7 protein-coding genes, 1 other RNA gene and 1 pseudogene are annotated in these 11,666 nt (G+C 43.3%); 6 read left to right on the plus strand and 3 right to left on the minus strand.

All coding sequences use genetic code 11. The annotated features are described in order from the left end of the window. Nucleotides 1–679: 679 nt before the first annotated feature. A pseudogene (locus tag QUA03_RS26890) lies at nt 680–847 on the plus strand (IS630 family transposase); the annotation flags it as partial. A gap of 254 nt (nt 848–1,101) precedes the next feature. Here the strand turns inward: QUA03_RS26890 and ssrS are convergent. After that, nucleotides 1,102–1,289: non-coding RNA, 6S RNA (gene ssrS, locus QUA03_RS26895), on the minus strand. Between the two features lie 50 nt (nt 1,290–1,339). Then, nucleotides 1,340–2,602 carry a 5-(carboxyamino)imidazole ribonucleotide synthase gene (locus QUA03_RS26900; RefSeq protein WP_333216505.1) on the minus strand — a complete coding sequence of 421 codons (1,263 nt, stop codon included), beginning with the start codon at nt 2,600–2,602 and terminating at the stop codon, nt 1,340–1,342. A 337-nt stretch (nt 2,603–2,939) separates the two neighbouring features. On the opposite strand from QUA03_RS26900, the gene purD reads away from it, so the two are divergent. Together purD and QUA03_RS26910 are read left to right on the plus strand one after the other, a co-directional pair. Continuing rightward, nucleotides 2,940–4,220: a phosphoribosylamine--glycine ligase gene (purD, locus tag QUA03_RS26905; protein WP_333216507.1), complete on the plus strand. Its 1,281-nt coding sequence runs from the start codon at nt 2,940–2,942 to the stop codon at nt 4,218–4,220. A gap of 169 nt (nt 4,221–4,389) precedes the next feature. After that, nucleotides 4,390–6,555 (plus strand): ATP-binding protein, encoded by a 2,166-nt coding sequence (locus tag QUA03_RS26910; RefSeq protein WP_333216509.1) that lies wholly within the window; start codon nt 4,390–4,392, stop codon nt 6,553–6,555. A 120-nt stretch (nt 6,556–6,675) separates the two neighbouring features. Here the strand turns inward: QUA03_RS26910 and QUA03_RS26915 are convergent, their stop codons facing one another. Further along, nucleotides 6,676–8,031 (minus strand): O-antigen ligase family protein, encoded by a 1,356-nt coding sequence (locus tag QUA03_RS26915; RefSeq protein WP_333216511.1) that lies wholly within the window; start codon nt 8,029–8,031, stop codon nt 6,676–6,678. A gap of 33 nt (nt 8,032–8,064) precedes the next feature. On the opposite strand from QUA03_RS26915, the gene QUA03_RS26920 reads away from it, so the two are divergent. The 3 genes from QUA03_RS26920 to QUA03_RS26930 all read left to right on the plus strand — a co-directional run bounded on the left by QUA03_RS26920 (nt 8,065) and on the right by QUA03_RS26930 (nt 11,600). Further along, nucleotides 8,065–9,495, plus strand: a complete 1,431-nt coding sequence (locus QUA03_RS26920; RefSeq protein ID WP_333216513.1) for an SLBB domain-containing protein — start codon at nt 8,065–8,067, stop codon at nt 9,493–9,495. A 360-nt stretch (nt 9,496–9,855) separates the two neighbouring features. Beyond that, nucleotides 9,856–11,106 (plus strand): hypothetical protein, encoded by a 1,251-nt coding sequence (locus tag QUA03_RS26925; RefSeq protein ID WP_333216515.1) that lies wholly within the window; start codon nt 9,856–9,858, stop codon nt 11,104–11,106. Nucleotides 11,107–11,168: 62 nt separating this feature from the next. Beyond that, nucleotides 11,169–11,600, plus strand: coding sequence for a CpsD/CapB family tyrosine-protein kinase (locus tag QUA03_RS26930; protein WP_333216517.1), 432 nt, complete (start codon nt 11,169–11,171; stop codon nt 11,598–11,600). Nucleotides 11,601–11,666 lie beyond the last annotated feature (66 nt).

Here is an 11,666-nt window from a genome sequence, read left to right on the forward strand (position 1 = left end):
GTCTGACTACTTTTTCTTTGAAGCATCTTCTCAAATCCCCTTGACAACTGCCATCCAAGCTTAACTTGTTACGAATGAGCCTGTATGGCTATTATCAACAGGATTCCAGAAGAGGTCTCTTGCGAAAAATTGGTCAGAGCCTCGCTGGGGAAAATCCAGATTATTTGCCCTCATTCTATCACGACCTACTCGAAAAATACCTAAGCCCAACACAATTACTTACTCTTCAGATGTTCGCGCGTGTTGTTGCAGACTCAGAAAGAAGTCAGAATAGAACCATTAGCTGTTAAAGAGCAATTGCCGATCTTACAAAGTAGTCGCCGCCGTCACATACAAAGATTTTTACAGATTCCAGGACTTAGCATACTTGTGCTGTGGTTTCCAATTGTCTGCATAGGTAATAGCCCGTCACCTAAAAGTCGGGTGTCAATTAGTAATTGCATTGGGATAGAACTCAATGGAAAGATTATAATGTCTTAATAGTAAGTGCCATAGTTCAAAAAAGGGTATTTCCTGTATTCTGGACGCTGTGAGATAAACATGGGGTTTCTAATACAAGTCGAACAGAAACAAGTGTTATCTCCAGTTATTCGCTTGTTAAAAAGAGATAAATTAGTAATTGTTGGCGCTAGGTAATTTCAGTAACTGCTCACGGCAACAGAGTTGCGGTTAGTAGTTACGACTTTGGCCGCTTACAAATGAGCCTCTTGCTAATCGAACATTTGAAAATCTTGATGAATTAGAAAAGGTTTTATTTAATCGCTGCCAACAATTACCCCAACAACAAGATTTAATTCGGGGTTTAACAAACTTTCACTGGTGGCCTCAAGTTCCAGTTGCTACTTAATTATGGGTAAGTACCCGGACATGATATAAGATTGAGCCTCCAATTTATAATTTTAGTTACTGGGCTGAAAGATATTGTCTGGTCCGCACCTGGGCAATCTCACTCAGTTGGTGGTGGGCACGAGTCAGAGGAGCCTGTGTTTCCCAGTTGCGATCGCCCTCGTCGAGCTCACGTTAACTATGAGTAAAAGCGTTTATCTCAAAAAAAAATAGGCTAGCTATATTTCACAGCGCCTATCTCAATCAAAATTTTAATGGTTCCCCGCAACGCCGTCTTACCTCAGCTTTTGACCTGGTATTTTACCAGGTGGGTACCGTTGGCTCGGACTTAAAGTTTCTGGGTACAAGCCCAGTTTACTGCTGTCCAAACATCTTGATTCCCGAGAGTTAAGAGTTATAGATCAAAAAAACATTATTGGCAGTCACCAACGTCGCAGTAGAACCTTTATTTAATATATACCAACTAACCCGATTTTGGCAAGCTTCGAGCAATTTAACTTGCATACCAGATAGATTCAACGGTTTGAGCCAGATCCTTTGCTGACGATCGCCCCTGAGCCACCAAGTCCGCGTCGAGCACAACTGTAACGTGACCGAGTTTGCGACCGGGACGCGATACTTTCTTACCATACCAATGGACAAAAGCACCACTAATTTGTGCCAGTTGTTTTCTTTTTGCTAAATAATCGGACTCAGCCGACTCGTAACCTAGCAAATTTACCATGACAGCGCCTGCACATTTTAAATCGGAATTCCCTAAAGGCAGTTGACAAACTGCGCGCAAATGCTGTTCAAATTGTGAAGTTTCGCAAGCATCGATCGTAAAATGTCCCGAATTGTGGGTGCGGGGTGCAATTTCATTGACTAACAGCTTATTGTCGGCGGTTAAAAATAATTCAATGCCGAATATGCCGACAGCTTGCAAACTGTTGAGGAGAGTGCGGGCGATCGCACAAGCTTCATTTTTCACATCTAAACTAATATCAGCGGGCGCAATCACCACATGACAAACCTGATTTTGCTGCTGAGTTTCTACGATCGGATAAATCGCAATTTCGCCAGTTGCCGATCGAGCCGCAATCACAGCCAATTCGCGATCAAACGGCACAAACTCTTCCACTAGCAAAGACTGACCTTGGAGTGTAGCACGAATTGACTCAAAACTCCCCCGATCCTTAACAATAAAAGTACCTTGGCCGTCATAACCGTGGCGGCGAACTTTGACCACAAAGGGAAAGTCGATCGATCCAGCACCCGAATCTCCTGCAATCTGCACGTTGTCAGAAACAGAAATTGCCCGAAAGTCGATCGCCACCGCCTTAAACAATTCCGGGGGCAAATCCGCACTGCAATCCCATTCCCAAAACCTCGGAGTTGGCAAACCCAAACCTTGTAAATAACAGCGCTGAAAGTACTTATCCAACAAAGGAGAAAGCGACGACAAACTCGGCTGAAATAACACACCTTGCTCTTCTAGCGATCGCAAACCATCCAAATCCACAAACTCATTTTCAAAAGTAATAACATCGCAGCCAGCAGCCAATTGAGCCGTAGCCAAAACATCATCAACAGCAGCCAAAACAGCATCAGCAGCAACAGAAACTGCCGGGTCAGTAGCATGGGGAGTTTGTACTACCAATTCAATACCGAGCGCCCTAGCAGCATCCCCCATCATCCAAGCTAGCTGGCCGCCGCCGACAACGCCCACCCGCTTAAATTTTGCAGACGAACTCGCAGCGGTTTGATTTGATTTCATGTGAGTAAAATTCCCAGAGTCAACCTGCCTATCTTATCGCTATTTGCCCCCGGATGAATTACAGTAATTGAAGAGTTAAAAGCCAAAAAATAGTTTGAATTGCAGAATTAAATCGAGGGAGAACCTAGAAAAATTGGACGGCTAAAGTCTTTAATTATTGCACGCTCCCAGCCATTGAGAAACAGGCGTCGAACCCCACTCCTCCAGAAAAGTGCCACATCTAGCAATTCCCTAGCGCCAAGCATGGCATAATTAACAGCACTGCAAAAAGCAGATAGACAGATGCCAACACTGAAAATCAGACATTCAGGGAACACAATTTATAGGTGAGGATACTGTGAAAGTTTTAGTTGTGGGAAACGGAGGTCGCGAGCACGCGATCGCAAAAAAACTGCTAGAATCTACGCGGATTAAACAAGTATTCTGCGTACCGGGCAACGGCGGCACAGCTACCACCCCAGGCTGTCAAAATCTGTCGCTCAACATCGACGACTTCCAAGGCATCGAACGCTTTGTGATGGTCAACAACATCGGATTAGTCATCGTTGGCCCAGAATTGCCCCTATCGCTAGGCATCGCCGACTATTTCCAACAGCGAAAAATGATGATTTTCGGCCCCACCAAAGCCGGCGCCCAAATTGAATCCAGCAAATCCTGGGCCAAAGAATTGATGCTCGAAGCAGGCATCCCCACACCCAAAGCTGCCGTATTTACAGACGCAGAAGCAGCAAAAGCATACGTTCTGGAACAAGGAACCCCAATAGTCATCAAAGCAGACGGACTCGCATCAGGCAAAGGAGTCACCGTTGCCACCACCGTCAAAATGGCTCACAGCGCCATCAACACCATTTTCCGAGGCGAATTCGGCACCGACAACATCCGAGTCGTCGTCGAAGAATTTTTAACAGGTCAAGAAGTCTCGATTCTCGCCCTCACCGACGGCATCACAGTGGAACCGTTGCTGCCCGCCCAAGACCACAAAGCTATCGGCGAAGGCGACCAGGGAGCCAACACCGGCGGTATGGGAGCCTACGCCCCAGCGCCCATTGTCACCCCGGAACTCATGGAAAGGATTCAAGAAGAAATTCTCGAACCCACGCTGGCAGCACTGCAAAAACGCAAAATCGACTATCGTGGTGTACTCTACGCCGGTTTAATGATTACCCCCGACGGAGAACCCAAAGTCTTAGAATTCAACTGCCGTTTCGGAGATCCCGAAACTCAAGCGGTTTTGTCACTGCTGGAAACTCCTTTAGAAGATTTGGTGCTGGCCTGCTGTCAGCAGCGTCTCGGTGAATATTCTATTCGCTGGAAGTCGGGGGCCTCTGTTTGCGTAGTTTTGGCTTCTGGGGGCTATCCTGGAAGTTATCAAAAAGGCAAAGTTATTACAGGTATCGAGGAAGCTGAAGCCAAGGGAGCAGAAGTGTTTCACGCCGGCACCCAGTTGAAGCAGCAGCAGTTGGTGAGCGACGGTGGCCGGGTTTTGGGCGTCACCGCGACGGGAGAAACTTTGGAACAAGCTATTTCCAAAGCTTATGCAGCAGTTGATTGCATCCAATTTGAAGGCGTCTACTGCCGCCGGGACATCGGCCGCCGAGCTCTGGGCGATAAAAATTAGGAATTGCGACATCGGCCGCCATCCGAAAGCCAAGCAATCTCAATGTAGAAATGTAACAATGAAGTTTGGTATCTATGCGGTGGCGGTAGCGGACAAGTCGCAGCAGAAAATTCGATCGGAGCCAACTGAATTGATCTTGCTATTAATATTGAACTGGTGAACTGGTGAAATGCTGGCCATACTAAACAAAATCGGAGAAATTATTGCCCGCTGGTGGTCGGATTTTACCCTCCAGACCCGTCTGATGGCGGCTGCTACCCTCGTAGTGTCGTTAATTATGAGCGGCCTGACATTCTGGGCGGTGAATACTATCCAGCAAGACGCCCGACTTAACGATACTCGTTACGGCCGAGACCTGGGCCTGCTGTTGGCGGCCAATGTGGCGCCGCTGATTGCCAAAAACGATCGCTCCGAAGTCGCCCGCTTTTCCCGCCAATTTTACAGCAGCACCTCCAGCGTCCGCTATATGCTTTACGCCGACGAAGCCGGGGATATTTTCCTGGGGATACCCTTTTCGGAATCCGAGGTGGAGACTTCCCTGACGCTGCGCCGCCAGATCAAACTTCCCGATAATTTTCTCGCCGATATTGAGGCGAGAAATTTAACTTCTTTGCCTTTGGTACGGCAGCATTTGACACCAGATGGAGAAGTTACCGATGTATTTGTGCCGTTAATTCATGAAGACAAATATTTGGGAGTTTTGGCGATCGGCATTAACCCTAATCCTGCAGCAGTTATCTCTTCAAACCTGACTAGGGATGTCACTTTAGCAGTATTTGTCACTATTTGGGTGATGGTAATTTTGGGAGCTGTATTTAATGCCCTGACAATTACTCAGCCGATCAAACAATTAGTCTTCGGGGTCAAAAACATTGCCAGCGGGAATTTTAAGCAGCGAGTTGACCTCCCTTTGGGTGGAGAATTGGGCGAGTTGATTGGCAGTTTTAACGAGATGGCCCAGAAACTCGAAAGTTATGAAGAACAAAATATTGAAGAGCTGACAGCGGAAAAAGCTAAGTTAGAAACTTTGGTTTCAACGATTGCTGATGGGGCGCTGTTGCTGGACGCAAATTTGCAGGTGATTTTAGTTAATCCGACAGGGATGCGGATTTTTGGATGGGAAGGCAAAAATGCGCTCGGAGTAAATGTTCTGAACATTTTGCCTTCGGAAGTGCAGCAGGACTTGGCGAGACCTTTGCAGGAAATAGCTGCGGGCGATCGCGAAGGCGGCGAATTTCGCATCTCTCTGAGCGAACCAGTTAACCGTACAATTCGGATTGTTTTAACTACTGTCATTCTGCACAAAGCGCCCGGTGCCGAACCGCTGTGCAAAAGCTGCATCCGCCATGAGGAAGATACCTGTAACGAGCCACAACGCCCGGTAGCTGTAGAGTGTACTTTCTACGAGCAAACCTCCAAGTATCAAGGTTCCGGAAATTACCGAGAAAGTCTCAAAGGCATTGCAATGACAGTGCAGGACATTACTCGCGAAGTAGAACTCAATGAGGCTAAAAGCAATTTTATCAGCAATGTTTCTCACGAATTGAGAACACCTTTATTTAATATCAAATCTTTTATCGAGACTCTCCACGAGTACGGAGAAGACCTTCTAGAAAGCGAGCGCAGGGAATTCCTAGAAATTGCCAACCGAGAAACCGATCGATTAACTCGTTTAGTTAACGACGTGTTAGACTTGTCGCGACTGGAATCCTGCCGAGTTTATCACTTGGAAGCTGTTGATCTCCCGCAAGCTGTGGAGCAAACCCTGCGGACTTATCAGTTAAATGCTAAGGATAAAGGCATTGAATTAGAGCAAGAAGTAGACCCGTATTTGCCGCCTGCTTTAGGTCATTACGATTTGTTACTGCAAGTATTTGCAAATTTAGTAGGAAATGCCTTAAAATTTACTCAGTCCGGCGGCAAGGTGGCCATTCGAGCATATTTGCTAGAGCCGGAGACGCCCACCCACAAAGACGGTCAATCCGTCCACCACAACTTGTCACCGGATGCTCAACATTGTCCGGTAGTGCGGATCGAAATTTCTGATACTGGAATAGGGATAGATCCTGAAGACCAACAAGCAATCTTCGATCGCTTTTTCCGGGTAGAAAACCGAGTACACACTTTAGAAGGAACGGGATTAGGTCTTTCTATTGTCAGAAACATTATTGACAAGCACCACACTAAAATTAATTTAGTTAGCGAAGTTAATGTGGGTACGACTTTCTGGTTCGACTTGGCAGTTTATCAGCCGAAAAAAACAGTAGAGATGGAAAATTCTTGGCCAGTGGAAGCAACGGTGGAGAGTGAAACAATTGCGAGTCATATTAAGTGATCCCACTTAATTAAACGTAAAATGCGATCGGTGTTAAAGCCCCGACTTCTTTAAGAAGTGGGGGAAATGCCTATTCTTTGTAAAGATTCTCCTCATAGGCCTGACCAAACGCTGACATCATCAGTGTGGATTATCATTAGCTGTCCTATCTAAGCTCAATTTTACCGATAAAACTACATACCAACACCAATAAGTACCAACCCCCAATAGTCCCCCCTCTGTCAAATTAGTCATTAGCATAAATGTTAATAAATACAAAGGCAAACCTGACTCTGGAAAACTTCCTTTAACTAGATACTTTATACCTCTAAATATATTATTCAAGAATGACCCAATAAACAACAAGAGTCCGGTCCAACCCAGCTCGCAAAGTATATCAAGAAAACCATTGTGAGAGTGGGGTGGCACAAAACCAGTTTTAGCTACTATAATTCCGTAAGCGGGATTTTCCGAGCCACGCCAAAACTGCCAAAATCCTTTCATTCCATAACCAAATATGGGATGATTTTGATTAATTCGATCAATAATTAAAGGCCAAAAATCGGTTCTACCGGTTAAAGTCATATCTTTTTTCAAACCATCCACAATAATAGCCTCTAAATTATTTAACACCAAAATACTTATACCTATACTACCGACCAAAAATAAGATAAAGCAGAGAAAAGCCCATTTTACAGGTAATCTTTTTAAGAGGGCTAAATAACTCCACAAACTGATTAAGACCACTGTTAAAATCCGACTAGCACCACTACAACCTTTTTGCAATCCTATTAAAGCTATTAAAATGATAAATAATGATAAATATCTATACTTAGGCTCCTTAAAAGCATATAAAATCCATAAAGAAGCTGTATTAGCCATTTGAAACGAAAAAGGGTTTTTATGACCTAAAACTCCTGTCCAGCAACCGTCCGGAGCTGCATTTGTTTTCACAACTGACCATAAAGCTAATAAACCAGTTAGCCATCTCAATAATCCATAAATTTCTGACCAGCTATACACTTTTCCTACATAAATAGAAACCAGTGTTACTCCCCAAATAGCAAAAATAGCCCTAAAAGTCATTTCAGGAGTTTGTGACCACAATCCCGATAAAGTCAGAATCAACAAAAACAAACCTAAAAAAATGTCTCCTGCTATCCATTTAATGCAGATATAAACTGTTTTTTGGGTAGTTTTAGTTAAGCGGGGAAATATCATTAATATCATAGCCCCATAAATAGCAATTTGACCAATCATCGTTGGGGGTGTAGTTTCTAAGTTGTAGAAAACGTTAGGATGGAGTTTGGTAAAGGGCATGGTCATGATACCCGATCCACCTGTTATGGTAAAAAAAAGTATCCCCACAAAAATCTTTTCTAATGTGGCACCCAATTTGGGATGGCGTGCGGCTAAAATATAAATAGTCACAAAAACGATAAGCGTTAAACACAATAGCATCAACGCAAACATCGGCACCCTTAAAATATCTCTCATGGCTTTACCTCTATCATAAATTTGTTACTACCTATGAAATGGCTTACTCTCCCTGCTGTACAACTGCCACTGCTGGCGCTGGTACTCACTTTCTCCTATCCTCAAACCAACCTCGCTCAGTCGCCCGCCCCCGCAACAAGTATTAATACTGACTACTATCTAGGTGGTGGAGACAATATTAGAATTGATATCTACGATCTGCCCCAGCTTAGTGGGGAGTATCAAATTCCCGCTGGGGGAGCTATTCAAATCCCCATTATTGGTAGTATTGCGCTTCAAGGATTAACTTTAGAACAGGCAGCCCAAGTTATCAGTAGAGCTTATGGGCAGGTCGTAAAAAGACCTTTAGTTACAATCAGTTTACAAGCTGCCCGCCCGCTTAATATTTGGTTATCGGGTGAAATAAGTCGTCCCGGCTCCTACTTATTGCCCCTAGCTAATGGAGGCGGAAACAGACCATCAGTTCAGTTTCCCACGCTTCCTCAAGCTTTAGAAAAAGCTGGGGGTATTCGAGCTAGCGCTGATATTCGACGAATAATTGTGCGGCGTCGGCTTACGACTAACAAAGAAATAACTATCACTTATAATCTGTGGGATTATTTACAAAGTGGTCAGACCAGCCAAGATATCACCTTGCGAGATGGAGATCAAATCTTGGTTCCCCCTCAAGAAACAATTAATTTAGCAGAAACAAATCAACTTAGTGAATCTAATTTTTCTATACCAGCAGAGCAACCCCGTACTGTTTCAGTATTCGGAGAGGTGAAGCGTCCCGGTAGATATGTAGCGATTGGTGGTGATACCCAAAATGGTGAAAGAACTAACGGACAGCCGACCATTATTCGTGCTCTACAACTAGCTGGTGGAATCACATCAATCGCCGATATTCGCCAAATCCAACTCCAACGTTATACTAGAGGTGGCAAACAACAAATTAGAACTATTAACCTCTGGCAATATTTGCAAGAACAAGATACCTCTCAAGATACTATATTACAAGAAGGGGATATCATCTTTGTCCCAACAGCGACAGCGATCGATCCGGGAGAGGTTTCTGTTCTAGCTAATGCTAGCTTTGCTCCGGGGACTGTGCAAGTGAGTGTGATCGGAGAAGTCAATACTCCGGGTGGACTCAAATTACCTCCTAATACTACCTTAAATCAAGCAATTATGAGTGCGGGGGGGTTCAGACAAAGTCGCGCTAACTCTAGATATGTGGAACTGATCAGGCTGAATCCTAATGGCACTATATCCCGATCGCAAGTAGCAATTAATTTGAATCAAGGAATCGACGCTCAAAGCAACCCCCTGATTCAAGATAATGACATAATTATAGTGGCACGTTCGAGGACTGCTATCTTGGTGGACAACATTAACACTGTTCTATCACCAGTTAATAATATTATTGGTGGAATTCTAGTTCCCACCCGATTCATAGAGCTACTCAGACTATTAGGAAATTAGGAATTAAATAATAACATTTTTGCTATGGAAAAAAAACTGTTGTCTTCCCTAAAGAATGACCTTAATGGTCAATATTTGTCGGTTCCCTCCGCTAATTACCTAGCTAGTACCCCAGCAGAGGATGACCAAGTTCTTGATATGAATTGGGTACTAGCTGTCGTCAAACGTCGCCTTCTAGTGATGGGCATAGTAGCTGCCAGCATAGCTACTTTAAGCGGTAGTTTCGTGCTTAGGGCTGCCAAAAAATCTATTACTGAGTATGAAGGAAAATTTACAGTTTTAGCAGAACCCATTACGGCTGACTATCGGCTATCAAAGCTCTTGGTCCAAGCTCAAAACAACAGTTTAGGCATCACAGACTTGAACAAAATTAAATCATCAGCGGAAGAAGGCTCTTCGGTGGATTATCAAAGTTTATCGCGGGTTTTAAAAAGCCCAGAAGTGTTACTACCATTAGTTAATAAGTTGCAAACAAGATATCCAAACTTTGACTATAAAAATTTCAATAACCGCTTGATTATCCAACGCGTTACTTTCTTACGAGATGGGAAGCAGGGTGGTACTAAACTCCTAGATATTAGCTACCGCGATCGAGACCCCAAGCGCATCCAATATGTGCTGGATGAAACCGCCAAATATTACCTAGAATATATGGATCAAGAGCGTTTAAAAGTTAGCAAACAAAGTATTGATTTTATCGATCAACAAATGCCGCAACTCCAGCAGAAAGTAGATAAATTGCAACAAGAATTACAAATGTTAAGGGTTCAGTATAACTTTAACCAACCAGAACTACGCAGCCGCAGTCTATCAGATCAGCTAGATATTTTAACTAATCGTCGCCTAGAAGTGCAAGCACAACTGGCAGAAAGTAGGCTTCAATATGAAAGCTACAAAAAAAGATCGTTAACTGGCGATAATCGTTGGATTGTTGATATTAGCCCCAAATCTTATGAAAATTTAATTAGCAAAGTAAATGAAATAGACTCACAATTAGCTTTAAGCTCTACTCAATTTTATGAAAATAGCCTTCCCATTCAATCTTTGCGGGAAAAGCAGCAAAGTTTGCGTGATTTAATGAAAAAAGAAGCTGATGCTGTCCTCTTGCAGATGCAGTCACAACTAAAACAGTTGGAAGCTCGCGAGCGGTTGATAACTAATAGCCAAAATTTACTGCAAGCAAAAATCACTCAAATGCCCACAGCTCAACACCGCTATGATGACATACAATTAAAACTCGAACTAGCTAAAGATACTCTCAAACTCTTCCTCGAAAAACAAAAAACTTTACAACTAGATGCTGGTCAAATTGATGGCTCTTGGCAAATTATATCTAAACCAGAGTTAGTCACAAACGAAAATGGTGATCTCAACCCAGTAACAGAAAAACCAACCCGCCGTCACCTAGCAATCGCGATCGTTATTAGCACTTTACTAGGCATTGCTATAGGTTTCCTAGTAGAAGTTTTAAATACTGTTTTCCATACTCCAGAAGAAATTAAATCAGCAACTAAACGCCCTCTGTTGGGAGTCATTCCGATCGCCAAAGCGATGAAAATTAAATCTCGTAGAGGTGAAAGGAAAGGGTTCCCGCTCAATTCACTAGCGTAAGTTCAAATACTAACAGTGAAAGTTTAAAACGAATAATAGTTTCAAATTCCAAAGATTTTCCTGTGGTAGAGGCATTTCACTACTTATACACAAATATTCAATTATTAAATGCGGAACACCCAATTAGTTCTTTAACCATCACTTCGACTCTTAAGGGTGAGGGTAAGTCCACTGTAGCAGTTTATTTAGCTAAAACTGCTTCTGCTGTTGGTAAACGAGTATTATTAGTGGATGCTAATATGCGTGTGCCTCAACTGCACACATACCTTGGTTTATCAAATATGAAAGGTTTAAGTAATGTTTTAAGTTCTGATTTAAGCTTAAATGAGGCTATTCAGCGATTACCCGACGATGACAATCTTTTTGTCCTCACTGCTGGTACTATTCCCCCCGATCCAATTAAATTACTTTCTTCGAGAAAGATGCACTATTTAATGGAACAATTCTTAGCCTTATTTGATTTAGTAATTTACGATACACCACCTTTAATCTGAAGTTCCCCCAGTAGGGGGAATGTTCAAATCTCACAAACCCTTGCACTACAAGGAACGATCGCCTTT

The organism is Microcoleus sp. S36b_A4 (assembly GCF_036700645.1).
Taxonomy (GTDB): Bacteria; Cyanobacteriota; Cyanobacteriia; order Cyanobacteriales; family Microcoleaceae; genus Microcoleus.